The sequence below is a fragment of the Caldibacillus debilis DSM 16016 genome (assembly GCF_000383875.1).
Classification (GTDB): Bacteria; Bacillota; Bacilli; order Bacillales; family Caldibacillaceae; genus Caldibacillus; species Caldibacillus debilis.
Genome location: NZ_KB912895.1, coordinates 1 through 26,765, shown reverse-complemented (window position 1 = coordinate 26,765; position 26,765 = coordinate 1). Strand labels below are relative to the sequence as shown.

Here is a 26,765-nt window from a genome sequence, read left to right as displayed (position 1 = left end):
ACTTTGTAACGCTTCAATTCTTTTTTGCTCAATGGAATTCGCTCCTGTCTCATACTGACATTTTCACTGAAGCGTTACAATATGACAATATCACAGACGAACAACACAAATCCGGCCGAAATATTGCATTCCGGCCCGTTCTGTGTTACATTAATTTAGTATTATTTAATATGATTTCCTGTATCCTTTTTGCGATCTGAGGAAGGAGGGACGAAACGTGGCAAAATGTGTGATCACCGGAAAGAAAACATCTTTCGGAAATACCCGTTCCCATGCCATGAATGCCAGCCGGCGCACGTGGAAAGCGAATCTGCACAAAGTGCGCATCCTCGTCAACGGCAAACCGAAACGAGTCTATGTATCCGCAAGGGCTTTGAAATCCGGAAAAGTGAAACGGGTGTAAATAAAAAGTGCTCCAATATCCCTATGGAGCACTTTTTTCATAAGCCTTTGCCGGCGAAGGAGAAGGATGCGAACCCGGACTCATTCCTTTTTAAAAGCACCTAATATCACCCGGATGATGCTGCTGAGAAATCTCGGCAATTTGATCGTGTAAAATCTCATTCCATGGTCCCTCCCGAAATTAAGACGTTTTGCAATCGTTAGCCTATTGTTTCGCCCGCGTTTTTGCCTTCGGATCCCCCGAATATTGCCTTTCCGCTCGGACGGTCACTGCTCCTTATAACCAATAATATGCCTTCCGTGAAGGAATAAGTACCGGAATCCCCAATAAGTTCATTACTTATACATAATGTGGAACCAAAGGAAATATGACCGTTTTTTAACGGATATTTAAAACCTTCGAGGGAAAGCCCCTTGACTTCCGGGGAAAGGGACAAAAAGGAAACGTACGGTTTGCCGGGCCATCCTTCCAGACGGTAGCGCCCGGGAGTTTTCCATTCGACGACGTTCTGCCTGTCGATCATCTCCACGGGCGTTTTCTCCCGCAAAAACCTTCCTATTAAAAAAATATTTCCCAAAAAATGGTCCATCCTTCCCCCCGTCGCCCCGAAGATCCGCAGTTTTTCCGGATGTTTGCCCATCGCTTCGAGGACGGCCAGTTCCATATCGGTTTTATCCTTTTCGGGGGGAAAGGTTTTTATGTCCGGGATTTTTTCCTTGTATTTGCGCCATTCGGAAGGGGGGAGGGAATCGAAATCGCCGACGGCCGTCCGCGGCACCAGCCCGTGTTCAAAAAGGTAGGCTACGCCCTTGTCGACGCCGATCCAATACACATCCTTCCCGTCAAAATCCCTGAGATCGGGAAGAAAATCCTTCGGGCCGCCGGCTACGATGTGGACGATCATACATCCTTCCCCGTTTCCGGCCTGAGGGAAGCGATGGCTTCCTTTCTGTTCTTTTGGCCGAAGACGTAGGATCCGGCGACCAGGATGGTGGCTCCCGCGCCGGCGCACAGCTTGGCCGTCTCCCGGTTGATTCCGCCGTCCACTTCGATTTCGAAGGGCAAGCCCTCCGCTTCTTTCCATCCCCTCACCCTTTCGATTTTCGAAAGGACACGGGAAATAAATTTCTGGCCGCCAAAACCGGGATTGACGGTCATCAGCAGGACGTAATCCAGATCCGGCAAAATCTCCCGGATCCATTCGACGGGCGTGGCCGGATTGAGGGCGACCCCCGCTTTAATACCGCTCTCTTTGATCCGGTGGATCGTCCGGTGCAGATGGGGGGAGGCCTCCGCGTGCACGGAAATCATATCCGCGCCGGCTTTGATGAAGTCCGGGATATACCGGTCGGGATCTTCGATCATCAAATGGACGTCAAAGGGGAGGGACGTTACCGGGCGGATGGCGTCCACGATCAGCGTTCCGATGGTGATGTTCGGAACGAAGTGGCCGTCCATGACATCGATATGAATATAATCGGCCCCGCCCTGTTCCACGTCCTTCACTTCTTCTCCCAGTTTGGAAAAGTCGGCCGACAAAATGGAAGGTGCGATCTTTATCATCGTCCTAACCTCATCTTTCTTTCCTTGATTTCTTCCAAGAATTCCAGATAGTGTTCATAACGGTAATCTTTAATTTCTCCGTTTTCCAAGGCTTCCTTGACGGCGCACCGGGGTTCTTTCACATGCAGGCAGCCCCTGAATTTGCAGCTGTCCATCAACCTTCTCATCTCGGGAAAACAAGCGGACAGCTCTTCCTCCTCAATGTCCTGCAAGTCGAGGGAACTGAATCCGGGGGTGTCCGCGAGCAGGCCGCCGCCGACTTCCAACAGTTCCACATGGCGGGTCGTGTGTTTTCCCCTGCCTAAATGCCGGGAGATTTCATTCGTCTCCAGCCGGAGGTCCGGGCGCAGGCAGTTGAGCAAGGTGGATTTTCCCACCCCCGATTGGCCGGCGACGACCGACGTCTTCCCTTCCAGGAGAGGCAATATTTCCCCGATGCCGATGTTCTTCTTGGGAGAGGCGGCAATGACCGTATATCCGATCTCCCGGTAATCCTTCATATACCCGTCGATTTTTTCCTTTTCTTCCTCCGTCAACAGGTCGATCTTCGTAAAGAGGATGACGGGCAGGATCCCTTTCGATTCCACCACCGTGAGAAAACGGTCCAACAGAACCGGTTTGAAAACCGGATGGGTGGCGGAAAACACGAGAAGGACCTGGTCGATGTTGGCAACGGGCGGGCGGACGAGCTCGTTTTTCCGTTCCTTGATTTCCTTAATGTAGCCTTCCTCATTGCCCACCGTTTCAAATACGACATCGTCCCCGACAAGGGGGGTAATGTTTTGCTTCCGGAAAAGCCCCCTGCCCCGGCATCGATAGGTTCCGCTCCCGCTTTTCACATAATAGTAGCCGCTCAAAGCCTTCATGATTTTTCCTTCCTGCATGGCATCACGCTCCACGGAAAATTTTTTCGTTTTTATGGCCGAACGGAGTTCCGTTTTTTTTTGAAAGGATTTCCCTAATTTATTGTACTCAAACCCCCGGCATTTTTCATCCGCCGTTTTTTCGCGGGGGCGTCCCCGCCGGTTTTTCGGATCCGTCCCGAAAAAAGGATCCCCTTTCCGCAGGCATTTCCCCTCCCGTTCCGGCTCCCGGTTCCCGGATGGCAGAAGAAAGCGGCTCCCGCCGCAGAAGATGAAGGCGAAAAAACGGCAGCCTTTGCGCAAAAACGGCAGGCTCCCGCGGACATTCCCGGGAAAAGGCCGTTTAAAAAAGAATCGGCACGAAGCCGATTCCCGCTTTGCTGAAGATCCCTGGGAAGGCGGCCGCAAGCCGATTCCCTATTGTGCCTTAAAACTATCTTTCCCGTTACCCCGGGTAGTTCACTTCCTGGTCGGTGACCACCTGGTCATCGATCACCACTTTGTACCGGCCCTTTTTTCCCGGTTCGATGACCAATTCGATCCTTCGCCGCGTCGTCTCCGTGATGTCGAAGGTTTCATAAGGTTCCTGAATGGAATGGTTCATATCCTCGATGAAAATCTGCACCCTTTGGGGTTCCCTTTGCTGGGGATTGCCCGTATACTGGATCGTCAAATCGACGGTTACCGTCTTCGGCGGCAGGGGTTCCTTCCCTTTGGACAAGATGACGGAAACCTTGTCCCCCTTCTTCAATTCGGTTCCGGGCTTCGGATCCTGGCTGATGACCAGGCCTTCCGCGACCGAGTCGTGATACTCTTCCCCGGCAATATCAATGGTAATCCCGTAACGGCCCGCATATTCCCTCAAGGCGTTTTCGCTGTATCCGGACAAATCGGCCAGCTTAAAGGTTTCTTCCCCCTTCGATACGGTGAACGTCAGGACCGTTTCTTCGGGAACGATTTCCTCGCCCGGGGCCGGATCCTGTTCGATGATCATCCCTTCCGGACTGTCGTGGAACACCTCATTCTTTTGAATATCTTTGAAGTTTCTGTCCCTCAAGAGCTGCACCACGTCATCGTACATCCGGTTGCGGTAGTCGGGCATGACGATCTTTTCCTTGCCCGTGCTGACGAAAATATGTATAACGCTCCCCTCTTTGACGGTCTTCCCTTCCTTCGGGTCGGTCTTCACCACATGGTTTTCCGGGATTTCCTCATGGGTGATCTTGTACGTGTTGCCGATCTTCAAACCCGCGTCCTCCAACCGGTTGACCGCTTCCTCGTATTCCATGCCCTCCACTTCCGGAACGGTAACATCATGCTTGCCGAAGAGGGCCGGATAAACGGTCAGCATGAAGATGATGAACAAGATGATGAAGGCGGAGATTCCCGCGATGATATGGGGCCATCTCAGCCTTTTTTTCTTTTTTCCCTTTGTGGGCGCCCCGTTTTTCCCCGTTTTCCCTTCCGGATTTTTCACTTGGGGTTCCCGCACTTTCGTATCCTGCAGCTGCTGGATGATTCCTTCGTCCGGTATGACGGGTACGGCCTTTGTCGCTTCCTCGTCGATGGGGACGGTGAAACGGGGCTCGTTCAGCCGGTCGGGATCCAGGCAGGTGAGCAGGTCATCTTCCAGCTCCTCGATGTTCGCGTACCGGTACAGGGGATCTTTGGCCGTCGCCTTTAACACGATATTTTCCACGCTTTGGGGGATGGACGGGTTCAACCTCCTCGGCGAGGGAAGGTCTTCCTGCAAATGTTTGAGGGCGATGGCAACCGCCGTTTCCCCGGAATAGGGAAGCTTCCCGGTCAGCAATTCGAACATGACGATCCCCAAGGAATAGATATCGGATTTTTTTGTCGCCTGGGAGCCTTTGATTTGTTCCGGGGAAATGTAATGAACGGATCCCAAGACCGAGTTCGTGTCGGTGATCGTCGTCGCCGTCAGCGCGGTGGCGATGCCGAAATCGGTGATTTTCACGTTTCCCTGCTTATCGATCAAAATATTTTGCGGCTTGATGTCCCGGTGGATAATGTTGTTCTGGTGGGCATGCCGGACCGCCGCAGCCAATTGTTTCATGATGTCGACGGCGGTTTCCACGGGCAGGGGGTGACGGTGCTTGATGTATTCCTTCAACGTTTCCCCTTCCACGTATTCCATGACGATGTAGTAGATATCGTCCTCTTCCCCGACATCATAAATGTTGACGATGTTCGGATGGGAAAGGCTGGTGGCCGATTGGGCTTCCCGGTGAAAGCGGCGGATGAACTGTTCGTCATTGGCGTAATCCAAGCGCAGGATTTTGATCGCCACGTCCCTTTCCAAAATCATGTCCCGCGCCAAATAAACGTTGGCCATTCCGCCGCCGCCGATCAATTTCAAGATTTTGTACCTTTCATTGATCCTTTTGCCGATGAACAATTCATTCACCCCCTTTTTCGCTCGGGTCGTAATGGACGAGCGCCAGCGTGATGTTGTCTTCGCCTCCGTATTCGTTGGCCTGTCGGATGAGACGGTCCGCTTTTTCCTCCAGGGATAAGTCGGAAAGAAGGATTTCGTAAAGCTCCCGGTCGGACACCTTGTTGGTCAACCCGTCGGAACATAGGATCAAATAGTCCCCTTCCTGGACGCCGATGGAATGGATGTCCATCTTCGCCTCGTCTTCCGTTCCCAGGGCGCGGAGCAGGATGTTTTTGATCGGGTGATTCTCCGCTTCCTCCTTTTTGATTTGACCGCTCTTGACCAGCTCGTTGACGAGGGAGTGGTCGTCGGTCAATTGTTTGAACTGGTCCGCATTCGCCAAATAGCAACGGCTGTCGCCGATGTTTCCGACCGTCACAAACCTGTCGTGGCATACGGCGCAAACCAATGTCGTTCCCATGCCGTAACAATCGGGATGGGTGTTGGCGTAGTCGAGAATTTCTTTGTTCACCTTCTGAATGCTTTCCCGCATCCATTTTTCGCAGGCCTCGGGAGTATCGGTGTCTTCCGTCGGCTCCCACAATTGCTGGATGAGGGTGAGCGCCATTTCGCTGGCCACATCCCCGGCTTTATGCCCCCCCATCCCGTCCGCCACGACGGCCAGAAGAACGCCCGCTTTATTGGTAAAAACGCCGACCCGGTCTTCATTGAGGGAACGGATTTTCCCCCGGTCTGTCCGGCATACCGTCTTCATTTTTTCACCTCGTTTCCTGATGCCCCCCCGGCCCCGCTTTGAACGCCGGAATGGCGGGGAGGCTGGGAAAAGTTAGAAACATCCTAAAATAAAACTTACACTTTCTTCTTGAAGCAGGCAATATAAAAACCGTCACTTTTTAAATGCTGCGGCAGCAATTCCATTTCGAAGCCGGAGACAAAGGGCCGCACCTTTGCCGGCATCCGGCTCCTCAACGAGCGGTCCTCCGCAAATTCCGGATGTTTCGCCAAAAAGGCCCGGGCCACTTCCTGGTTTTCCCGGCGGTGGATGGTGCACGTGCTGTAAACGAGGGATCCTCCCTTTTTCACGAGCGGCGCCGCGGCATCGAGGATTTCCAGCTGGATTTCCACCAGTTTTTTTACGTCCTCCGGCGACCGCATATATTTGATCTCCGGCTTCCGCTTCAAAACGCCCAACCCGGAGCAGGGGGCGTCCACCAGCACTTTGTCGAAAGTTTCTCCGGCGAAAAGTTTTCCCGCTTCCCTCGCGTCGGCGTTCCGCACGGAAATGTTTGTCAGCCCGAGCCGTTTCGCGTGCTCCGCAATCAGCCTCGTCTTATGTTTATGCACGTCCAATGCGATGATTGTCCCCGTATTGTTCATTCTTTCCCCGAGGTGTGTCGCCTTTCCGCCCGGCGCGGCGCAGGCGTCCAAAATCGTTTCCCCTTCTTTCGGATCGACGGCGTATCCGGCGAGCATCGAACTTTCATCCTGGATCGTGAGCAAACCTTCTTCGTACGCCCGGGTTTTGGCCAGATTCCCTTTGACGCTCCGCAGGGCATCGGGCACCGCATCGCTTTTTTCCGCCTTTATCCCCTCTTCTTCCAGCCGCTTCAGGACCGCTTCCGCATCGGTCAAATAACCGTTGATGCGGGCCGTTTGCCGGGGCGCTTCAAGGTTCTCCCTGCAGATGGCCGCCGCCGTCTCCAAGCCGAATTGTTCCGCCCAGTCGCGGACGAGCCAAAGGGGATGGCTCGTTTCCACGGAAAGCTTTTCCAACGGATCTGCGATCGGATCGAAGGAGGGCAGGCCCTTTCGTTGGGCTGAACGGAGCACGCCGTTCACGAAGGCGGCGATTCCCCGATGTCCCCTTTTTTTGGCGATCGCCACCGCTTCGTAAATGACCGCATGATCCGGCACCTTCGTCAAATATTTCATTTGGTAAAGGGACAAAAGGAGCAACAGTTTGACCCAATGGTCGAGTTTGTCCGGTTTTTTCACGAAGGGCGCGAGGAAATATTCCAGCGTCAGTTTCCGCTGGATCGTCCCGTAGGCGATTTCCGTAAGCAGGGCGGCGTCGGGAGGGGACGGTTTATATTTTTCAATCATCCGGTTCAATACCAGGTTGCTGTAGCCCTTTTCCCTTTCCACCTTCAGCAAAAGATCCAAGGCCATTTCCCTCACGTTTGCGGCCATCATCCGTCCCCCAGCTTCGTCCCGGCGGCAAGCTCCTGTTTATGCCCGCGCAAAAATTGTTCCGCGGGCATCCTCTTCTTTCCGGCAGGCTGAATTTCCGTAACCTTGATAAAGACCTCGTCCCCGGTGGCAACGATGAAGCCGTCCTTCTCCACCGCGACCACGGTGCCCGGTTCGGCCTTTTCACGGGCGGGGAAGGAAACCTTTTCCCCCCACCAAATCTTCAGCGGCTTGCCCCCGAGGGTCGTGTAGGCCACCGGCCACGGATGCAATCCGCGGATCCGGTTGTACACCTCTTCGCCCCCCTTGGACCAATCGATCCTCTCCTCTTCCCTTTTGATATTGTAGGCATAGGTCGCCTTCTCTTCCTCCTGGGGAACGGGGGTAATTTCTCCCTTGAGCAGTTTCGGCAAGGTCGAAAGCAGCAGTTCGGCCCCTTTTTCGCTCAACTTGTCGTGCAGGATGCCGACATGGTCCCTTTCTCCGATCTCCACTTCCGCCTGGGCAAGGATATCGCCGGCGTCCAATTTCTCCACCATGTACATGATCGTCACGCCCGTTTTCTTCTTCCCTTGCAGAATGGCATGATGGATCGGGGCGCCCCCGCGCAGTTCGGGCAGCAGGGAGGCGTGGACGTTGATGCAGCCATGCTTCGGAAAATCGAGCAGCGCCTTCGGGATGATCTGTCCGTAAGCGGCGGTGATGATCAGGTCGGGCTGCCAGGAGAAAATCCGCTCCAGCGCCTCCTTTTCCTTGATCTTTTCAGGCTGGAATACGGGGATTCCGTATTTTTCGGCAAGGCGTTTCACCGGCGGAGCCTTCGGCAGCTGTTTCCTCCCCGCCGGCCGGTCCGGCTGGGTGACGACGCCGACGACTTTGTATTCCGCTTGCAGCAAACGTTCCAATATCGGAACGGAAAAATCCGGAGTTCCCATAAATACGATTCTTGTCATCCCGCTCAATTCCTCCGTTTCTTTAAATCCTCGGATCCTAGAGAAGGGAATAGGGATTCACGTCGATGTGAATGCCCACCCCATCCTTCGTCTGTTCCTTGATAAAAAGCCGGGAGATTTGTTTCAACGCCGGAAACAAATTCGGATCCCGCTTGTATTTGATCAAAAGCTGGTAGCGGTATTTGTTGTTCAGGCGGGAAATCGGCGAGGCGCCAGGGCCGAGGACGATCGTGCGCTCATCGAGCCGGCCCCGCAAAAAGGACGCGATCTGGTGAATGATTTTCGCCGCCGTCATCGCGTTTTCGTGGGTGACGACGATCAGGACCAAATAATAATAAGGCGGATAATTGCCCCGTTTCCTCATGTTCATTTCATGGCGGTAGAAATCCAGGAACCTGTAATCCCTGGCAAGCTTTACGCTGTAATGGTCGGGCGCGTAGGTTTGAATGACGACCTCGCCCGGCAGGCGGTGCCTCCCCGCCCTCCCGCTCACTTGCGTCAGCAATTGAAAAGTCCTTTCCCCGGCGCGAAAATCGGGCATGTTCAAACCGATGTCGGCCGAAAGCACCCCGACGAGGGTGATATTGGGGAAATCCAGCCCTTTGGCGATCATTTGCGTGCCCAGGAGGATGTCCCCTTTTCCTTCATAAAAGTCCTTCAACAGCTTTTCATGGGAACCTTTCCTCCGGGTCGTATCCACATCCATGCGGATGACCCGGGCCTCGGGAAACAGCTTTTTCAGTTCCTCCTCCACTTTCTGCGTCCCCGTGCCGAAATAGCGGATATGTTCGCCACCGCACGCCGGGCAACGTTTCGGCGCCGACCCTTCATAACCGCAATAATGGCATTTGACCATGTCCGATACCTTATGGTAAGTCAAGGTCACTTCGCAATTCGGGCAAACCATCGTGTACCCGCAGCCGCGGCAGAGGAGAAAGGTTGCATATCCCCTCCGGTTCAGGAGCAAGACCGTCTGTTCGCCCCGCTCCAGCCGGTCCTTCATTTTTTCCATCAGCAGCCGGGAAAACATGAGCCGGTTTCCCGCGTGCATTTCCTTCCGCATGTCGACGATCTCGACGGAAGGGAGGGGCATATTATTCATTCTCTTTTCCAATTTCAACAGCTTGTATACTCCTTTTTTCGCCCGGGCAAAGGATTCCAGGGAAGGGGTGGCGCTGCCCAAAATGACCGGGCAGCGGTGGCTTTGCGCCCGGCGGATCGCCACATCCCGGGCGTGATAGCGGGGGGTTTCTTCCTGCTTGTAGGTCGTTTCATGTTCCTCGTCGATGATGATGATCCCCAGGTTTTCGAAGGGGGCGAAAACCGCCGAACGGGCGCCGACGGCAACCTGCACTTCCTTCCGTTGGATCTTCCGCCATTCGTCGTATTTCTCCCCGGCGGAAAGCCCGCTGTGCAGCACCGCCACCTTGTCCCCGAAGCGGCTTTTAAACCGGGCCACCATCTGCGGGGTCAATGCGATCTCCGGCACCAGCACGATGGCTTCCTTTCCCTTTTCCAGCACCTGCCGGATCGCGTGCATATACACCTCGGTCTTGCCGCTCCCGGTCACGCCGTACAGCAAAAACACATCCGGCTCGCCGGATTCAATCGCGCGGCGGACCGGACGGATCGCCTCTTCCTGCTCCGGGGTCAGGGGATGGGGGCGGCTCGGCTCGACCGCCTGATGCTCATAAGGATCCCGGTATTGTTCCCGTTCCTCCTTTTTCAGCATCCCTTTCCGGATCAAGGCGTTGACCGGCCCAGAAAACTGCGGGAACCGTTCCCGCAATTCCGCCGCGGAGTGGGCGTGGAAATGTTCAAGATAGAAATCGGCGATCTCCAGCTGTTTCCTCGCGGTTTTCGGCAGGCTCGCCCGCTTTTCCGAAAAGCTTTCCTTCGGGACGGCCGGAACATAATAGGTTTCCTTTCTGACCGTCCCTTTGCTTTTGATCCGGTATTCCACCCGGAGCAGCCCCTCGCGGATGCCCCGGTAAAGGGCTCCTTTCTCGACAAGGCGGAGGGCTTCGTCCCAGCCGATTTTATCCCGGTTTTGAAAAAGCTCCCGGAAATATCCCGGATCCTCTCCCGGATTGCCCCCGGCGGGGACGAGATATTTCTCGTAATTCACCTTCAGCGCGGCGGGAAGCATCGCCTGGAAGGCGGCGATTTTCAGGCACAGGGTGTTTTCCGAAAGCCACTCTCCCAGCTCGAGGAGCTCTTCCGTCAGCACCGGCTGTTCGTCCATCGGTTCGATGATGGCCTTCAATTGTTCCCGTTCGGCTTTCTCCTTCAGGCTGACGACGAACCCTTGCACCTTCCGGGAACCGAAGGGGACGATGACCCGCATCCCCGGCTCGATGAGCCCCTCCCATTCGGGGGGGACCAGGTAATCGAAGGGGTGATCGACGGACAGATTTTTCACGTCAACGACCACACTGGCGACGGTCATTTCCGACTCGCCCTCATGTTCCGGTCGATTTCTTTGAAGATTTCATAGGCCAGCCTTTGCTTCGCCATGATCGGATAGGCCTTTTTCTCCCCGGCCGAAGTAAAGACGGTGACGATGTTGGTGTCCGTGCCGAAGCCCGCCCCTTCCTCTTTGACATTGTTGGCGATGATCATGTCCGCATTTTTTTCCTTCAATTTCTTGAGGGCGTATTCTTCGATATTTTCCGTTTCCGCCGCAAAACCGACGAGAAATTGCCCCTCTTTCCTTTTCCCCAGTTCCTTCAGGATATCGACGGTCGGTTCCAGCTCGATCGTCATGCCGCCGCCGTTCTTTTTGATCTTTTCCGGTTCCGTGCGTTTCGGGCGGTAATCGGCGACGGCCGCCGCCTTGATGACGATGTCCGCCCGGGGAAAATGCCGGAGGACGGCCCGATACATTTCCTCCGCGCTCTCCACTTCTTCGACCTCCACGCCAAAGGGTTTCTGCAATCGGACGGGGCCGGAGACGAGAATGACGCGGGCGCCGAGCCGTTCGGCCGCTTCCGCCAAGGCATAGCCCATCTTCCCGGAGGAATCATTGGACAGGTAACGGACGGGGTCGATCCTTTCCCGGGTCGGGCCGGCGGTGACCAAAACCGTCTTCCCTTCCAAAAACCGGTTCCCGTCATGGGCAAAAAATTCAGAGACCTGTTCCGCGATCGCTTCCGGTTCCGCCATCCGCCCTTTTCCGACATAACCGCAGGCCAAATAACCTTCTCCCGGTTCGATGAAACGGCAGCCGATGGATTTAAGGGTTTCGATATTCCGCTGCACGATCGGGTGCATGTACATATGGACGTTCATCGCCGGGGCGATCCATACCGGCCGGGTCGTCGCCAAAAGCGTAGCGGTCACCATGCAGTCGGCCACGCCGGCGGCCAGTTTGCCGATGATATTGGCCGTCGCCGGGGCGATGAGGATCAAATCGGGCCACTCGGCCAGATCGATGTGAGCGATTTTTTCCGGATTTTTTTCTTCAAAGACGTCCACATATACTTCGTTCCTGGAAATGGCTTGAAAGGTTAGGGGCGTGACAAATTTCGTCGCGCTTTCCGTCATGACCACTTTTACCGAAAAACCGCCCTGGGTCAACCGGCTGGCCAGGGCGACCGACTTGTAAGCGGCGATGCCTCCGGTCACGCATAACAAGATTTTCTTGCCTTCCATCGGAATCCTCCATTTTGGTTTAGATATGGTTTCGATTGTGGTTTAAACCGTTTGGCCTACCCTTATTATGAAGGAATCGACCGATGATTGCATCAAAAAACGCGATTGAGGCGGAAATATTCATTTTCGATTTTATCGGCCGACGATCGCGTCGATAAACGCGATTGCGGCCAAAACATTTTTTCGTGTCGGCCGATGATCCCATGAATAAACATGGGGCAGCGGGCATATCTGTTTCAGTTGATTCCGCCGATGATCGCTTCAAATAACGCGGGTGCAGCCGGCATATTCATTGTTTGATTTTATCCGTGGTTGATCGCACCGATAAACACGGTTGCACCGGGCATATTCATTCTCCATTTTTATCCGTCGGTGATCGCATCAATAAAAAACGGGGCGATTTCGGTCACCCCGTTTCTTTCCTCCGGTTATTTCAGGCTGTCTTTGATTTGCGGCTTTTCGACCGTCAACATCCCCGCATTGATTTCCTCCAGCGCCTTTCCGACATTTTTTTCGGAGACATAACGGTCGAGATAATATTCCTTCGTATCCTGTATTTCCCTTGCCCGCTTGGCGGCGATGGTGACAAGCAGATATTTGGAATCGACCTTTTGCAGCAGGTCATCAATGGAAGGATAAAGCATGCGTCAACAACCCCCCAATAATTTTTCCAGTTTGTTTTGGATGCGGAACCTTCTGCAATGTTCCGCCTCGATGATCGCCTTGATCTTCCGGCAGGCTTCTTTTACTTCGTCATTTTCGACGACATAGTCGTATAAGCCCATCATTTTCAGCTCTTCCTTGGCCACTTCCATGCGGTTCTTGATCGTTTCATCGGATTCCGTCCCCCGGTTTTTGATACGCTTTTCCAATTCCTTTAAACTCGGGGGGATGAGGAAGATGAAAATGCCGTCCGGAAACTTCTCCCGGACTTGTTTCGCCCCTTCCACTTCAATCTCCAGGAAAACATCCTTCCCTTCCTCCAGCGTCTTTTTCACGTACTCCAGCGGGGTTCCGTAATAATTGCCCACATATTCCGTATATTCGAGCAGCTCGCCCCGCTCGATCATCTCCTCAAACTGTTCGCGGGTTTTGAAAAAATAATCGACGCCGTCGACTTCTCCGGGCCGTTTCGGCCTCGAAGTGGCGGAGATGGAATAGACGAGGTTCCTTTCCGGGTTGGAGAAAATTTCCTTTCGGACCGTTCCCTTGCCGACTCCTGAAGGTCCGGATAAAACGATCAAAAGTCCTTTTTCCTTTTCCAAGCAGTCGCACCTTCCATTTGCAAATTTTTTATATCGATGGATGGAAATCCCTTGTTTCATCCGGATGGACAGCGCCGGGCCGTCCGCTGGGCGTTCGCCCGGAACGGAAAATTCCCGGCGCCCGCGGTTCATTCGATATTTTGCGCCTGTTCCCTCATTTTTTCAAGCAGGCTTTTCATCTCCACGACCTTTTTGCTGACACCGGCGTCATTGCCCTTCGATCCGATCGTGTTCACTTCCCGGTTCATCTCCTGAAGGAGGAAGTCGATTTTTCGCCCGACCGGCTCCTCTTCCGCCAAAACGGCTTCGAACTGGGCAAAATGGCTCTTTAGCCGGTCCAGCTCCTCGGAAAAATCGATGCGGTCGGCAAACAGGGCCACTTCCGTAAGCAGCCTGTTTTCGTCCATGTTTCCGTTGGTCAGGAGGTTGATCTTTTTGTACAGCTGTTCCCGGTACCTTTCAACGGGCTGCGGGGAAAGGGCTTGTAATTCCTCCCATTCCTTTTTCAATAAGGAAAGATAATGGAGGAGCTCCCTTTGGAGCAGCTCCCCTTCCCTTTTCCGCATGGCCAATACGTTTTTCGCAGCGTCTTCCACCGTCCGCATGAGGAGGGCTTCGAATTCCCCGTCCTCTTCACGCAGGTCGGTGAACTGGAAAAATTCGCTCCGGGTCAAAAAATGTTCGAGCCGGATGTCATCCGCTAGCGCATATTTCTTTTTTAATTCCAGGATAAATCGATAATAATCTTCAATCAAGGTCCAGTCAACATTTAATTGTTTTGCCGACTGGAGGCGGCGTTGGATATTGAGATGGACGTCCAGCCGGCCCCGCTTCAGGAACTTCTGGATCGACTTTTTGATCTTTTCCTCCAGATGCATCATCGGCTCCGTCGAACGGATATGCAGATCCAAAAAGCGGTGGTTCACCGAACGGATCTCCGCCTCGATGGTGTAGGACGGATTTTCCGTCTTGCTGCGGCCGTAGCCGGTCATGCTCACAACCATAGGATCACCTGATCAAAAGGAATAAAAAGAAGGTAATTAAGAAAGTCTCCTAATTACCTTCTTTCATTATATCATACCGCTTTTGATTTCTTAAATAAAATGTGCCCGTGAGCAAAAAGGTCGGGAGCGCGGCCATGGCGGCGATGAACAGCCAATCCCGCAATAGAATCGCCTCCGTCCGGAACACCGGCTGCAAAGGCGGGTAGTAGATGACCAGAAGCATCAACAGGAAGGAGGAAAGGACCGCCCCATTCAAAAAATGATTTTCGAAGGGGTTTCTGGCGAAGATGGATCTTTCGCTGCGGCAATCGTACACATGGATCAGCTGGGCGAGGATCAAGGTGGCGAAGGCGACGGTCTGGGCGTAGGCCAGCTGATCCGGATGCCGGCTGTACATGAAAAGGAAGGAGAGCAAGGTGGCGCCTCCGATCAAAAATCCCCTCGATATGATTTTCCATCCCAGCCCCCGGGCGAAGATCCCCTCTTTCGGATGCCTCGGCTTCCGTTTCATGACGTCCTCTTCCGCCCCGTCGACCCCCAGGGCCATGGCCGGCAGCCCGTCGGTGACGAGATTGACCCACAGGATCTGGATCGGGACCAAGGGCAGGGGAAGGCCCAGGATCATCGCAAACAGCATGACCAATATTTCGCCCACGTTGGAGGCCAGCAAATAGCGGATGAATTTGCGGATATTTTCATAAATGGTCCTTCCTTCTTCAATGGCGGCTTTGATCGTCGCAAAATTGTCATCGATGAGAATCAGGGAGGAGGCTTCCTTCGCCACGTCGGTTCCCGAACGGCCCATGGCGATCCCGATATCCGCCTGTTTGATGGCGGGCGCATCGTTCACCCCGTCGCCGGTCATCGCCACGATCGCCCCGCTTTTTTGGAGGGCCCGGACGATCTTCAGCTTGTGCTCGGGAGACACCCTGGCGAAGACATCCGCCTCTTTGGCCGCCTCTTTCAGTTCCTCCCCGTCCATTTTTTCCAGTTCCGTCCCTTCGATGATCTTCCCCGTTTTCGACAGGATCCCCAGCTCCCGGGCGACGGAACGGGCGGTGGTCGCATGGTCGCCGGTGATCATGACCGTTTTGATCCCCGCTTCTTTGCATTCCTTTACCGCCTGCCGGACTTCCTTCCGGGGCGGATCCATCATCCCCATCACGCCGGCGAAAATCAAATCCCTTTCCACCTCGTCTCCGGACAGCCCGCCCCTCTTGGACAGCGGCTTATAGGCGACGGCGATCGCCCTGAGGGCGGAGGTTCCCATCTCCTCCAATACGGCGTTGACCGCCCTCCGGTATTCCCCGTTCAACGGCACCTCCCTGCCGTCCCAAAGGATCCGCTCAGACAATTGCAGCAAGATTTCCGGGGCGCCCTTGACTACGGCAAAGACTTTCCCCCCTCCGGTTTCGACGGCGGCGCTCGACCGCTTCCGGGCGGAATCGAAGGGAAATTCCCCGATGATTTTGTACCGCCCGGCAAGCCGCTCCGGGTGAAAACCCGCCTTCAGGGCGGCGACGAGCATCGCCCCCTCCGTCGGATCCCCTTCCAATCGGTAGCCGTCTTTGCCTTGGACGATCCGCGTCGGATTGCCGAGGGCGGAAAACAATAAAAGCTTTTCCAAAGCGGGATCATTTTTCGGGCTGATTTTCCGGTCCCTGTAAAAAAAATCCCCCTTCGGTTCATAGCCGTGGCCGGTGACCGCCCAAACCTTCCCCCCGGCGAAGATGCGGGTGACGGTCATCTTGTTTGCCGTCATCGTGCCGGTTTTGTCCGAACAAATGACGGAAACGCTGCCGAGGGTTTCCACCGCCGGCAGTTTCCTTACGATCGAATTTTTCCTCACCATCCGTTGGACGCCGAGGGAGAGGGCGATGGTAACGATCGCGGGCAGCCCTTCCGGAATCGCCGCCACCGCGAGGGAAACCCCCGCCAAAAACATCGTATACACATCATGGCCCTGCAGGACGCCGATCACGACGACGAGGACGGTCAGGACAAGGCAGAGGGCAAGCAAAATCTTGCCCAACTCCTCGAGCCTTCTCTGCAAAGGGGTCATGGATTCCTTCGCACTTTGCAGCATATCGGCGATTTTTCCCATGGCCGTATTCATCCCCGTGCCGATGACGATCCCCTTGCCGCTCCCGCGGGTGACCATCGTCCCCATAAAGGCCAGATTGGCCATATCCCCGATCCCGAGATTTTCCCCGAAGACCGGCTCCGTCCCCTTTTCTACCGGCACCGATTCCCCGGTCAGCGGGGATTCGTCGATTTCCAGGCCGTTCGCCTCGACGATGCGCACATCCGCCCCGATCCGGTCGCCGCTGGAAAAGAGCAGCACATCCCCCGGGACGATTTCTTTGGTCGGGATTTTCAGCTTTTTTCCCCCGCGGAAGACATTCGCCTGGGGGGCGGACAATTCCTTCAGGGCGTCCAGCGACTTCTCCGCCCGGTATTCCTGAATATAGCCCAGGATCCCGTTGGTGATCACGATGATGATGATCGTCAGCGCATCCATATATTCGCCCAAAAGTCCCGAGATGACCGTCGCGATGAGAAGGACGATAACCATAAAATCCTTGAATTGGCTGAAAAAAATGCGGAGGCGGGACGGTTTTTCCCCCTCCTCCAGCACGTTTTCCCCGTACCGTTTTTTCCTTTTTTCCGCATCCATGTCGGACAGCCCGCGGTTCATATCCGTTTGCAAAGCCTTTTCCACATCGCTGATGTGCATTTGATGGAATTTCATTTCCCGTTTAACATCCCCCTTTGGACACCTTGTCTATGGAAAGCATATTCAGTCTTGTCCGGAAAAATGCTATACTTATTTTTATCAATGTCTTCGCATGGAGAGGGAAGCGATCATGTCCTTTGACGGTCTGTTTACGCGAATGATGACAAAGGAATTGGCGGAAGCCCTTGCCGGCGGGCGGATCGGGAAAATCTATCAGCCTTCCAAAAACGAAGTTCTCCTTATCGTCCGTTCCAAGGGAAAAAATGCAAAACTTCTCATTTCCGCCCATCCGGTTTACGCGAGAATCCAGCTGACGGAGGAAGAATACGTCCATCCGAAGGAACCGCCGATGTTTTGCATGGTCCTGCGCAAGCATCTGGAAGGCGCGGTCATTGAAAAAATCGAGCAGCGCGGGCTGGACCGGGTGGTCCTGATCCATATCAAGGGGAGAAACGAGATCGGGGATCCGACGCGGAAACAGTTGATCATCGAACTGATGGGAAAGCACAGCAACATCGTTTTGACCGACGGCGAATCCGGGACGATCATCGACAGCATCAAACATGTCTCCCACGCGGTAAACCGTTACCGGGCCGTCCTGCCCGGGCAAAGCTACCGGTTTCCACCGGAACAAGACAAAACCGACCCGCTGACCTGCAGCGAATCGGATATCATCAGCCAAATCGATTTCAACGCCGGAAAGATCGACGCCCAGCTCGTCTCCCGTTTTCTCGGCATCTCCCCCCTTTTCGCAAAGGAAGTGGTGCATTTGGCGGGGCTTCCCAACCGGGAAACCGTGCCCAAAGCTTTCCTGTCCTTAACCGACAAAATCAGAAGGGGCGACATCCGGCCGGCTTTGATGAAAAGGGAAGACAAGGAATTCTTCTATTTGTTCCCCCTGGAACATGTGGGCGGGGAAAGGGTGTACTTCAAGACTTTAAGCGAATTGCTCGACCGCTATTATTTTGAAAAGGCGGAAAGGGACCGGGTAAAACAAATCGCCGGGGACCTGGAGCGATTCATCAAAAAGGAAATCGAAAAGAACGAAAGAAAACGGGAAAAATTGCAAAGGGAATGGCAGGAATCGGAAAAAAGCGGCGAATACCAATTGTACGGAGAGTTGTTGACGGCCAATCTCCATCTGGCGGAAAAAGGGATGAAAGAAATCACCGTCACCAATTACTATACCGGAGAACCGCTGACCATTCCCCTCGATGCGGACAAAAGCCCCTCGGAAAACGCCCAGGCGTATTTCCGGAAATACCAGAAGGCGAAAAACGCCCGGGAGGCCGTGAAGACGCAGCTGGAACAAACGGAAAAGGAACTGGAATATTTGTCCCTTTTGCATGAGCAGATCCGGATGGCTTCGGCGAAAGATTTGGACGAGATCAAAGAAGAGCTGGCGGAACAGGGATATTTGAAAGAAAAGGCGGGCAGGAAGGAAAAGCCGGGGAAAAAGGCCGCCCCCGCCCCGGAGCAATTCCTGGCGTCGGACGGGACGCCCATTTTGGTGGGCAAAAACAATAAGCAAAATGAATACTTGACGATGCGGCTGGCGCGGAAAGAGGAGGTTTGGCTGCACGCGAAAAACGTCCCCGGCAGCCACGTGGTCATCCGGAGCAGCGAGCCGTCGGAAGAGACCCTGCTGGAAGCCGCCCATCTGGCCGCCTATTACAGCAAGGCGAGGAATTCGGGGAACGTGGACGTGGATTACACGAAGGTTAAATATGTGCGCAAACCCACCGGGGCAAAACCCGGCTTTGTCATTTACGATCACCAGAAAACCGTCCGCGTCACCCCCGACACGGACCTCGTCGCGAAAATGCGGAAAGCCTCCCGGACGCAGGGGTGATGCGAGCCGGGAGGCTTTGCTACTTAAAAGATATGGTCCCTTGTCAATGCTGGATTGGAGTCTAGACCCTTACTCCACATGGCCATCGATTTTTTCTAATCTTTGAATAGAATATCCCTCAAAATCTTAAACACACGATTGGGATCCTTTTCAAGCATGGAAAGGGGAATCGTTTGCTGCCGTTCACCAAAGTAGCTGACGTGGATTTCTCCCTTTTCCGTATCTAGGTCAACGGAGTAAAAACCGATTTGGTAAGCCAAGATTTTTTTCGCCCGATCAAGAATGGTCGTATCCAGTGTCGTCCGCACTTTCGTGGTCAAACGGCGCAGCATCCGCCACAATTTCATTTCTTCGCCGGATTTCATAAACAATTCCGGCAATTCCTCCGCCTGTCTCAATAGATTGATGGATGTCAGCAAATGATTTTGAATCCCATAGCCCACCGGTCGGATGATATGGGGCAATGTTTGCCAGGCTTTCACATGAAAATGTACGAACATTTGACCTTGATCGCCTTGGAGGTCGATCCGATCGATTTCGCCATAAAAACGAATGCCATTTTCAACGGACAGCTCTTTCGAAACAGGTTGGGTCACGTAAAGCGAAACATATTTGGCTCTCTCCCATCCCTTTCTCAAAGTTCCTGCATGAATGGTTACCTGCTTCTTCTGTTTGGCTGCCAAATAGGGCTCCCGTTTGTTGATCGACACCACCAATACCTTTTCCTCCAGCCCGGATTCCCAATAGTCGATGGAACCACGAGGCAAGATCCCTTCTTCCTGCAATTCCTCGGGGTTGCTGTTGACGAGACGTTCCACAAATCGTTCCACCAGCTTCGTCGCATTTGGCAGAAAGGGAAAGCCACCGATGTTGACTTCATCGATACTTTTATAAAAGGGATGATTTTCATAATTTTCCTCATCGAACCACGGGAACAACACATATGCCCCAAAGGCATGCCTCTCGTAAGGCCCACCGGATTTGACGACGAGGGCATCCCGGTACCGGTGCATTGTGTTGATATCGTCTTCCATCGGGCCAGGTCCTACAGGATTATTGCCATCCAAACCGAAATCAATCCGGTACTTGGCATCAAAGACATAGTTATATGTGTAGTCAACACCCATTTTTTCAATTTGCAAAAAAATATCCGGCTTTTGGCTAACAGTTGGTAATGAATGGATGTTTTTCTGGTAGGATAAAATAATTTTTTCATTTGTTTGCGGATGGCGGAACACCTGCTCGGCGGATGCTCCTTCTTCCAATTTAACAAAGAGGGAGCCATATTTGTAGGTAACCACATCCTGTTTTTCTATGATGAAATGCGTCCGTAAAATTTGTCCCATTTTCAAATAGGTCCAATACTCGTATAACAATGCTACATCCTTCAAGGACATGCGCAATAGATTCCCTTGAAGGATGATGCCCTTCATCAGGATTAAATAGATTTTAAAAGCATCCCGATAACCGGCCTTCATTTGCACCACTTGATTTATCACGGACCGATCCAATTTCCCGATTTGCTTCCAAAAGGAATTCTGCAATCGGTCGTTCAGAAGCTTTTTTCCTTCATCAATCTTTTGAATCGTCTCAGGATCGGGTTCCAGTTCGTATCGGCTATTTTTGCCCTCCAGACGACGTTTTAAATCATCCAGCTTCTGGACAAGGCGCCACATCATATTCTTAACAAACCGATTTTCCCAATTATCGTGGGTAATCGTTTTTTTCACGTTCCACCCTTTGGTTGGCAAAAAAGACTTTCCGTTGATGGAAATCCCCTTTTCCACCTCGGTAAACAAGTGAGGACGGCCGGCAATAAATTTCCTTGTCCGCGAATCCGATTTCCGGATCCGATGGGCCGGAACCCATTCATATTCTTTTTTCAGTTGAAGATGGGGCTGCCGTTCAATCAGTTGGATGGCATGGAGAAATTCGGAAAAGAAGTGCTCCAGGAGCCGATAAAATTCCGTCGCGGAAGGTTTATTCGTTGATTCGAAGTTTCCGGTCAGATAAGTCTTTTTGATAAAATGGAAGGCCAAATTATAAACTTCATCGCTAACTTCCCGGAGTAGTTGGACATAGTCCTTTTTATAGTTCAACTTTGAGGGAAAAATTTCCAACGTGACGCTCAATATCTCTTCTCCGTTTTTCCGGATCGAAAACGTGGTAAAGCCTACTTCATTTTTGAAATCCAACTGACCCATCAAAAGGAAATGATTCTTCTCCCCAACGGCAGATACGGCATTCCGAAGTCCTGGATGTTCATGGTAAAAATCGAGGAGCTCATCCGCTTTCGGAATGACCACCAGCTGGTATACCCCGTTTTCGAAAAAAATTGGCGGAAAAGGCCCTTGATCATAGGGCCGCAATTCGTTTGTGGATGCATCGAACACCATACAAGTTTGAATGCCAATCCCGTCGATATCGAGCTTCATCCATTCTTGTTCAAATTTAAGGTGATTCTGATATTGTTTGAAGGAGTAATACCGGAGATCGTATGGTATACCCTTTAAAAACAGGGAAACATCTTCCGTTTCGATGCTTAGCAAAACCTTTTGATCCGCACCCGATACCATGTTCCATACCCCTGATACCAATTTTTCTACAGCCAAAAGGAGGTAAAGCCTTCCGAATAGTTTTTGCGTATCATCCGATCAATCTTTTTCGCCGATTTCGGGAACCGCGCCTCTTCAATTATCCCTTGCAGCTTATTGTCTTCGTTCCATTCATGATTCGTGCAAAAAACAAAGAGCTTTTTCAAAGCCTCGATGGTGGCTTGGTCGCTTCCGGCAATCCTTGGCAAGATTTTTTGCATGATTTGGTAATCAAAGGCCACTTGTTTTTCCAACAATTGAGACTCCTCGTTATAGATCATGTAAAAACAAATCTCGTCCCGCACCCGGTAAGCAATTTGCGCTTGAATTTCCTCGAGTATCCGGTTGATCTCCACTAGCCATTCGGTGACTTCGTGGATCAATTCCTCGTGACCAGAATAGGCATCCTTCAAGGTCAAAAACCGGCCACGCAACCAATCATTACTGATTTCTATTGGCCGGACCTCCGCCGTATCCTGCAAGAAATCAAAATAATCGAGGCGAACCTCGTTATATTCGATCGTATTCGCGCGATCCAGCACTTTTTTGCTGAAGGGATGGGTGGTTTCATCCATGTTGACGGTGCCGATGATATACACATTATCCGACAAAATCAGCCGGCCGGTTTCCGGACGATCGATGATCGGATCGGAGACGATTTCCCCGTTCTTCTTTTTCCTCGTCTCCATAATGCTCAACAAATCGCTGAAATAATGTTCTACCCGGGCGAGGTTCATTTCGTCAAGCAGGACAAAATAGGGTTTATTTCGGTTTTCCGGTTTATTGGCTTCCATTAAAATTTCGGTTAATGGCCCTTTGATAAACTCTCCTTTTATGTCCACGTAGCCGATCAAATCAGATCCGTCACTCCAGTCGGGGCGTACAGGAATAAGTTGAAATTGATGATTCTCAGTCGTTGCCCCCAGACTTTCAGCAAAAAGCCGAACCATTTTCGTTTTCCCGGTCCCCGATATACCGGAAAGAACGACAAACGGTTTGGTTTTTAAGGATAAATAAAAATTCTTTACATCTTCGTCTTTGTAATAAAAGCCTTTGCTGCGTAAGTAGTGGATAATATGATTTACGCATTCACTAGCATCCCGAATAATAGGCATTTTATCCTCTTCCATTTTATTGCGAAGAATTGCCTTTTTTATTTCCTCTGGTAACCGATCGGAAAATTTGTGGAAAAGATTATCGACAAATGCTTTTTCAACGGGAAAAAAGTATCCCATTTTTACATCTCCATCTTTATCAAAGGGACCTTTCTCCTCGTGTCGCCACTCTAAAGGTATTTCTGTTTTCTCGATTGGTTTTTCAAGAGAATAGTATTGTACTTTCAATAATATCCCTTCATTATCCCAATCATGATTCGACAAAGCCCTCGGCTTTTGCATAGAACGCGCTTCCTCTGTTACTACACAGATATGATGAATGGAACCTCTCGAATAGGCAAATACGATGTCGCCTTTTCTTGCCTTTAATAAATCCGTATGATGGGAACGGGGAATCCCTCGTTTATCGGTTTTTGGTGCCCAAAGAAAGCCCCCTTCCATTTCTTCTTTGTAACTTTTTCCTTGATTGACCCACCAAAAGCGAGGATATCTTGTTTCAACAACATTCAGCTCATTATCAATGAAACCAAAATGTTTTAGCCAAGAAAGGGTATCACTTAATTTTCGATTTGCCACCGATTCAGTAATCGGCGTTCCTGATGTTGAACTAGTTACGGTCAAATCCATGACTTCCAAAAGTGTCTCCCTTTTTTTCTTCATATCATAGTTTTTCATCACTTTCAGCATTTCATAGACCATCTGAAAAAATGGAGATTGAAGGATTTTTTCCTTTTCCACAATTTGATCAACAATGATTTGCAAAGATGTATTCAGCTGACTCGGGAGATCTAAAGTTGTAAACTGTTTAATAACCAGTTCTTGTTCGGTTTCCAAAACATCGACAAAGGGCATTTGACGAAAGAGAGCGATTAAAAATGACGACCGATATCCGAACTCCTTTAAATCATTTGCCGAGATTCTTTTTGCTGCTATTATTTTCTCAAAAGCAGAATCTATCTCTTCATGTTTTACCAACTGGTATGGTGTTGAAGCCTCTCGATTTTCATATTTCTTTCGCGAACTTTCCGTTTCTACCAAAATTCCATTATCTGAAATTTCAACAATTTTATTGGTTTTTTGTTTCTTTATGGTTTGAATGGATTTGGCATTTTTCAAAAATTCATAGATAAAAGATTTTATTAAAGGATATCGATTCATGTTGAACCCTTCTTTTCCATAGTAATTAATGTAGTTAAAAAAAGAGAGATTGTTTGTCGTACTTACATTGATTTTTTCCATCTTCCCTTTCTTTCCGAATTTCATCAAAATACTGTGTAAATTCCGATATCCCCGAATATGACAAGAATAGATGCTCCTTGGCCCTTGTCATGGCGATGTATAAGAGGGAGACTTCCCTCTCTTTATCTTCTTTCAGGGAAAAGGGCACTGAATCGACGTTGACGATAAAAACGTAACGACCGCAAAAATTGCGGATGCATCGATCACGCATTGAATCGACGTTGACGATAAAAACGGCTTGGAAATCCAGCCCTTTTCTGCTGTCGATGGTGCTGATTTTAATCAGGTTTTCTTCCCTTTTGAACGTCCGTTTTGTCTCGTCGTTTTCTGAAATCCAGACATAGGTCAGATGGTACCTGTCTAATGTAAATTTGAACGTATCAATAACACCCAACTGGTGGGTGCGTTTCACCCTATAAAGGATCAATATTTCACTGAATGGAACTTTTCTTTCCTGATACAGCTGAAGGATTTTGTTGGCCATAATATCCATTTCCTTAGCAAAACTTTCCGCCTGATGATCTCCGGCTCCGGACCTTTCCGCTTCGTGCTTTGCGGGGCAATGATTACCCTTCCATTTCCCAGTGAAAGACTTTGTTTCGCAACATGGATTTGGTTTGATAAAAATCCAAGGAAAATTTTATAATTTGCGTGGTATTCCTGTAATTGATCGTTAATATTTTTGATCGTCCCCGAAAATCCAAACCGATATCCTGCAGGTACGTCCGTTTCCTTTTATAAAATGTTTGTGCCCGGTCTTCCACAAGCAGAAGGGATTGGTTGCCCGGATTTAACAACAAACTTACTAGTTTCAGCCATTCCGATTCAAAGTCCTGACCCTCATCGATCAGCACTGTATTATACCTTGGCAGGATGGCCTCATGTTTCTCCAGTTTTTCAATAATGGTCGGATTTGCTGTTCATGGATGTTTAAATCGTTTTCAACCAAATGTGGAAATTTCGGACAATAATGTTATGGTTAGTAATGGGATTGACCCTTTCATCCGTAGTAAAATCAAAATCCCACAGTTCCTCTGGCTCACTTAATTTTTGATTGATCATCTGGTGGATACCGTTTGTAAGGGAGATATTGCAACAAAGTACAAGGATTTTCCACTCCGGGTGGGCTTTTGATAAAAGTTTTGCTCGGCATGCCAAAATCAAGATCTTTCCGCTTCCGGCCACACCCCTGATCAACAGGTGTTTATCCCTGATTTGTTTCGCCAAATTTTCCTGGTGAAGATCATCGTTTTGATATCATGCAAAGATAATAAAATTTGGTCCTGGTATGGGACGGGAGGTTTAAATTCGGCACTAGTAATAAAAATCCCAATAATCGAAAATCCCCACATTTAATATAGCGTGTCTATAAGAGGAGCTATTGTTCGTGATAGTGAGAGGAAATTTTTTTATAATCAAAGAAATGTTTGAAAGTAGAATGAGTTTTTCAGATAAATAGAGAGAATTGGGTCGACCGAAAAACCACCTGAAGATTTATCCCTTCTACCATCTACCCTCACAATCCAAGCATATACGAAATAGAGCAGAAAAGAACCTAATGTTAAAAACTTGTGTTGAAAGATTAGGTGTCGAACAACAAAATATTGCTTGTAAGTGTTCCATATCGGAATATGTAGACTTTTTTCACCGTTTCCCGGTATGGTTTGATAAAGACCTTTAAGATCCCGTACAGACTAGTCATAGTGATAAGGATTAATTTCTCTTTAATCCTATTTGTAACCATTTGGGGCTATTCAAGGATGAAACATGTGGTATTTACCCATCAGTCAGTTCCGAAGTCACAATTCTCCTTAGCCTGTTCAACGCTTTTGCCTCGATTTGCCTGATTCTTTCTCGAGTCACATGAAATATTTGCCCAATTTCTTCCAAAGTCCTTTCCTTCCCATCGTCCCAGCCAAATCGATATTTCAAAACTTCCCTTTCCCTTTCTTTTAGAGTATCAAGATAAGATTCTAAAACTATTTTGGTGTGTTTTTTTTCCACAAACACTTCAGGATCCTGTAACAATTCACTGATTTGGGTGATGGTGGAAGATTCTGAATTAATAAAATCCAGTAAAAATGAATTGTCATCATCCTCAGAAACGGGACTATCCAAAGTAGCCAAATGCAAAAAGCAATAGTCAATTTTTTGCAATTCTTTGTATGTGTGTTCGCTTATTTCAGCATGTTCGATCACCCATTGCACATCTATGCGATTAAACCGTAACAATGACTCCCTTTCACATCTTTTTATCTTGAAAAGTTTCTCAAAAATATGTACAGGAACATTGATAGTAAAACCATTTTCGATAATTTCCCTTCGAATGGCTTGTTTGATCCACCAAGTTGCATAGGTGGAGAACTGGTTTCCTCTCTTCGGGTCGTATCTTTCTATCGCCTTCAACAATCCGATTGCTCCAGCAGCAATCAAATCGTCTTCGTCTAATTTATGGGGGGCTATTTTCGTTAATTGTTCTGCAAATTTTTTGATTAGTCCAAGGTTGTTTTTCACAATTTCATTGAGCAGCTCAACATCTTTATTTTTTTGATATTTTTCAATCATCGCTGTGTTATCATGAAAATCACTTATTTGTTCTTTGATGGTGTCCAGATTCTTTTCAATTAATAAATTCGGATCGAAATCCTCGATGATGTATAAAAGTTTGTGTAAAGCATTTTGCTAGACCAAAAGAAAAAAGGTAGGGTATTCTCTGATTTAGCCATAACACATTCCAGAGAAAGGAGTACCCTACCTATGTCTAAAAGAAGTATACCGAATGTCGACTGGGCAAATCAACTGGAAAGTGTTATTCGTCAATTTGTGAAAGAAAAATTAGAGCTGATTATGCGGGAAGAAATGAAAAATTTCCTCGAAATCGAACAGGCTGGAACACCGAATATGAGAAACGGCT

22 protein-coding genes and 1 pseudogene are annotated in these 26,765 nt (G+C 50.3%); 3 read left to right on the top strand and 20 right to left on the bottom strand.

Translation table 11 applies throughout. The annotated features are described in order from the left end of the window. Positions 1 to 217 precede the first annotated feature (217 nt). Positions 218 to 403: a 50S ribosomal protein L28 gene (gene rpmB, locus A3EQ_RS0112085; protein WP_020155437.1), complete on the top strand. Its 186-nt coding sequence runs from the start codon at positions 218 to 220 to the stop codon at positions 401 to 403. 80 nt (positions 404 to 483) lie between these two features. Here rpmB and spoVM read toward each other — a convergent pair whose 3' ends face one another. From spoVM to A3EQ_RS0112015, 14 genes are all read right to left on the bottom strand, one after another. Then, entirely contained in the window at positions 484 to 564 is an 81-nt protein-coding gene (gene spoVM / locus A3EQ_RS23220; RefSeq protein WP_020155436.1) for a stage V sporulation protein SpoVM, read from the bottom strand. 38 nt (positions 565 to 602) lie between these two features. After that, positions 603 to 1,307, bottom strand: coding sequence for a thiamine diphosphokinase (locus A3EQ_RS0112075; protein WP_020155435.1), 705 nt, complete (start codon positions 1,305 to 1,307; stop codon positions 603 to 605). Then, the gene (gene rpe, locus A3EQ_RS0112070; RefSeq protein WP_020155434.1) at positions 1,304 to 1,966 is read right to left on the bottom strand and encodes a ribulose-phosphate 3-epimerase; all 663 of its coding nucleotides are present in this window, start codon (positions 1,964 to 1,966) and stop codon (positions 1,304 to 1,306) included. The genes A3EQ_RS0112075 and rpe overlap by 4 nt, the downstream gene beginning before the upstream one ends. Continuing rightward, positions 1,963 to 2,850: a ribosome small subunit-dependent GTPase A gene (rsgA, locus tag A3EQ_RS0112065; RefSeq protein WP_026499935.1), complete on the bottom strand. Its 888-nt coding sequence runs from the start codon at positions 2,848 to 2,850 to the stop codon at positions 1,963 to 1,965. The genes rpe and rsgA overlap by 4 nt, the downstream gene beginning before the upstream one ends. 424 nt (positions 2,851 to 3,274) lie before the next feature. Next, entirely contained in the window at positions 3,275 to 5,257 is a 1,983-nt protein-coding gene (gene pknB, locus A3EQ_RS0112060) for a Stk1 family PASTA domain-containing Ser/Thr kinase (protein WP_020155432.1), read from the bottom strand. Further along, positions 5,250 to 6,002, bottom strand: a complete 753-nt coding sequence (locus A3EQ_RS0112055; RefSeq protein WP_020155431.1) for a Stp1/IreP family PP2C-type Ser/Thr phosphatase — start codon at positions 6,000 to 6,002, stop codon at positions 5,250 to 5,252. The genes pknB and A3EQ_RS0112055 overlap by 8 nt, the downstream gene beginning before the upstream one ends. Positions 6,003 to 6,097: 95 nt before the next feature. Further along, positions 6,098 to 7,441, bottom strand: coding sequence for a 16S rRNA (cytosine(967)-C(5))-methyltransferase RsmB (rsmB, locus tag A3EQ_RS0112050; RefSeq protein ID WP_026499933.1), 1,344 nt, complete (start codon positions 7,439 to 7,441; stop codon positions 6,098 to 6,100). Continuing rightward, positions 7,438 to 8,391: a methionyl-tRNA formyltransferase gene (gene fmt / locus A3EQ_RS0112045; RefSeq protein WP_020155429.1), complete on the bottom strand. Its 954-nt coding sequence runs from the start codon at positions 8,389 to 8,391 to the stop codon at positions 7,438 to 7,440. The genes rsmB and fmt overlap by 4 nt, the downstream gene beginning before the upstream one ends. 37 nt (positions 8,392 to 8,428) lie before the next feature. After that, a complete protein-coding gene (gene priA, locus A3EQ_RS0112040) occupies positions 8,429 to 10,840 on the bottom strand; it encodes a primosomal protein N' (RefSeq protein ID WP_020155428.1) in 2,412 nt (803 codons plus the stop codon). After that, the gene (gene coaBC / locus A3EQ_RS0112035; protein WP_020155427.1) at positions 10,837 to 12,045 is read right to left on the bottom strand and encodes a bifunctional phosphopantothenoylcysteine decarboxylase/phosphopantothenate--cysteine ligase CoaBC; all 1,209 of its coding nucleotides are present in this window, start codon (positions 12,043 to 12,045) and stop codon (positions 10,837 to 10,839) included. The genes priA and coaBC overlap by 4 nt, the downstream gene beginning before the upstream one ends. Before the next feature lie 428 nt (positions 12,046 to 12,473). Next, positions 12,474 to 12,689: a DNA-directed RNA polymerase subunit omega gene (rpoZ, locus tag A3EQ_RS0112030; RefSeq protein ID WP_020155426.1), complete on the bottom strand. Its 216-nt coding sequence runs from the start codon at positions 12,687 to 12,689 to the stop codon at positions 12,474 to 12,476. Between the two features lie 3 nt (positions 12,690 to 12,692). Beyond that, entirely contained in the window at positions 12,693 to 13,310 is a 618-nt protein-coding gene (gene gmk, locus A3EQ_RS0112025; RefSeq protein WP_026499932.1) for a guanylate kinase, read from the bottom strand. Between the two features lie 128 nt (positions 13,311 to 13,438). Continuing rightward, the gene (locus tag A3EQ_RS0112020; protein ID WP_020155424.1) at positions 13,439 to 14,314 is read right to left on the bottom strand and encodes a YicC/YloC family endoribonuclease; all 876 of its coding nucleotides are present in this window, start codon (positions 14,312 to 14,314) and stop codon (positions 13,439 to 13,441) included. A 49-nt stretch (positions 14,315 to 14,363) separates the two neighbouring features. Then, complete coding sequence (locus A3EQ_RS0112015) at positions 14,364 to 17,066, bottom strand: calcium-translocating P-type ATPase, SERCA-type (protein ID WP_020155423.1); 2,703 nt, start codon at positions 17,064 to 17,066, stop codon at positions 14,364 to 14,366. A 115-nt stretch (positions 17,067 to 17,181) separates the two neighbouring features. On the opposite strand from A3EQ_RS0112015, the gene A3EQ_RS0112010 reads away from it, so the two are divergent. Next, positions 17,182 to 18,903 carry an Rqc2 family fibronectin-binding protein gene (locus A3EQ_RS0112010; RefSeq protein ID WP_020155422.1) on the top strand — a complete coding sequence of 574 codons (1,722 nt, stop codon included), beginning with the start codon at positions 17,182 to 17,184 and terminating at the stop codon, positions 18,901 to 18,903. A gap of 95 nt (positions 18,904 to 18,998) precedes the next feature. Here the strand turns inward: A3EQ_RS0112010 and A3EQ_RS0112005 are convergent, their stop codons facing one another. The 6 genes from A3EQ_RS0112005 to A3EQ_RS21025 all read right to left on the bottom strand — a co-directional run bounded on the left by A3EQ_RS0112005 (position 18,999) and on the right by A3EQ_RS21025 (position 26,416). Next, positions 18,999 to 21,479 carry a restriction endonuclease-like protein gene (locus A3EQ_RS0112005; RefSeq protein WP_020155421.1) on the bottom strand — a complete coding sequence of 827 codons (2,481 nt, stop codon included), beginning with the start codon at positions 21,477 to 21,479 and terminating at the stop codon, positions 18,999 to 19,001. A 26-nt stretch (positions 21,480 to 21,505) separates the two neighbouring features. Beyond that, positions 21,506 to 23,770 (bottom strand): McrB family protein, encoded by a 2,265-nt coding sequence (locus A3EQ_RS21755; RefSeq protein ID WP_020155420.1) that lies wholly within the window; start codon positions 23,768 to 23,770, stop codon positions 21,506 to 21,508. A gap of 34 nt (positions 23,771 to 23,804) precedes the next feature. Beyond that, entirely contained in the window at positions 23,805 to 24,335 is a 531-nt protein-coding gene (locus tag A3EQ_RS22960) for a 3'-5' exonuclease (protein ID WP_026499931.1), read from the bottom strand. An 82-nt stretch (positions 24,336 to 24,417) separates the two neighbouring features. After that, positions 24,418 to 24,705, bottom strand: coding sequence for a hypothetical protein (locus tag A3EQ_RS22955; RefSeq protein WP_244874586.1), 288 nt, complete (start codon positions 24,703 to 24,705; stop codon positions 24,418 to 24,420). Between the two features lie 76 nt (positions 24,706 to 24,781). Next, positions 24,782 to 25,048: a hypothetical protein gene (locus tag A3EQ_RS22950; RefSeq protein ID WP_244874585.1), complete on the bottom strand. Its 267-nt coding sequence runs from the start codon at positions 25,046 to 25,048 to the stop codon at positions 24,782 to 24,784. Between the two features lie 579 nt (positions 25,049 to 25,627). After that, the gene (locus A3EQ_RS21025) at positions 25,628 to 26,416 is read right to left on the bottom strand and encodes a sigma-70 family RNA polymerase sigma factor (RefSeq protein WP_020155419.1); all 789 of its coding nucleotides are present in this window, start codon (positions 26,414 to 26,416) and stop codon (positions 25,628 to 25,630) included. Between the two features lie 192 nt (positions 26,417 to 26,608). On the opposite strand from A3EQ_RS21025, the pseudogene A3EQ_RS21020 reads away from it, so the two are divergent. After that, a pseudogene (locus A3EQ_RS21020) lies at positions 26,609 to 26,765 on the top strand (IS256 family transposase); the annotation flags it as partial.

Coding starts and splice junctions, on each gene's coding strand:
- spoVM (WP_020155436.1), bottom strand. CDS start 564: ATGAGATTTTACACGATCAAATTGCCGAGATTTCTCAGCAGCATCATC.
- A3EQ_RS0112075 (WP_020155435.1), bottom strand. CDS start 1,307: ATGATCGTCCACATCGTAGCCGGCGGCCCGAAGGATTTTCTTCCCGAT.
- rpe (WP_020155434.1), bottom strand. CDS start 1,966: ATGATAAAGATCGCACCTTCCATTTTGTCGGCCGACTTTTCCAAACTG.
- rsgA (WP_026499935.1), bottom strand. CDS start 2,850: ATGCAGGAAGGAAAAATCATGAAGGCTTTGAGCGGCTACTATTATGTG.
- A3EQ_RS0112055 (WP_020155431.1), bottom strand. CDS start 6,002: ATGAAGACGGTATGCCGGACAGACCGGGGGAAAATCCGTTCCCTCAAT.
- rsmB (WP_026499933.1), bottom strand. CDS start 7,441: ATGATGGCCGCAAACGTGAGGGAAATGGCCTTGGATCTTTTGCTGAAG.
- fmt (WP_020155429.1), bottom strand. CDS start 8,391: ATGACAAGAATCGTATTTATGGGAACTCCGGATTTTTCCGTTCCGATA.
- priA (WP_020155428.1), bottom strand. CDS start 10,840: ATGACCGTCGCCAGTGTGGTCGTTGACGTGAAAAATCTGTCCGTCGAT.
- coaBC (WP_020155427.1), bottom strand. CDS start 12,045: ATGGAAGGCAAGAAAATCTTGTTATGCGTGACCGGAGGCATCGCCGCT.
- rpoZ (WP_020155426.1), bottom strand. CDS start 12,689: ATGCTTTATCCTTCCATTGATGACCTGCTGCAAAAGGTCGATTCCAAA.
- A3EQ_RS0112020 (WP_020155424.1), bottom strand. CDS start 14,314: ATGGTTGTGAGCATGACCGGCTACGGCCGCAGCAAGACGGAAAATCCG.
- A3EQ_RS0112015 (WP_020155423.1), bottom strand. CDS start 17,066: ATGAAATTCCATCAAATGCACATCAGCGATGTGGAAAAGGCTTTGCAA.
- A3EQ_RS0112010 (WP_020155422.1), top strand. CDS start 17,182: ATGTCCTTTGACGGTCTGTTTACGCGAATGATGACAAAGGAATTGGCG.
- A3EQ_RS0112005 (WP_020155421.1), bottom strand. CDS start 21,479: ATGGTATCGGGTGCGGATCAAAAGGTTTTGCTAAGCATCGAAACGGAA.
- A3EQ_RS21755 (WP_020155420.1), bottom strand. CDS start 23,770: ATGAATCGATATCCTTTAATAAAATCTTTTATCTATGAATTTTTGAAA.
- A3EQ_RS22960 (WP_026499931.1), bottom strand. CDS start 24,335: ATGGCCAACAAAATCCTTCAGCTGTATCAGGAAAGAAAAGTTCCATTC.
- A3EQ_RS21025 (WP_020155419.1), bottom strand. CDS start 26,416: ATGATTGAAAAATATCAAAAAAATAAAGATGTTGAGCTGCTCAATGAA.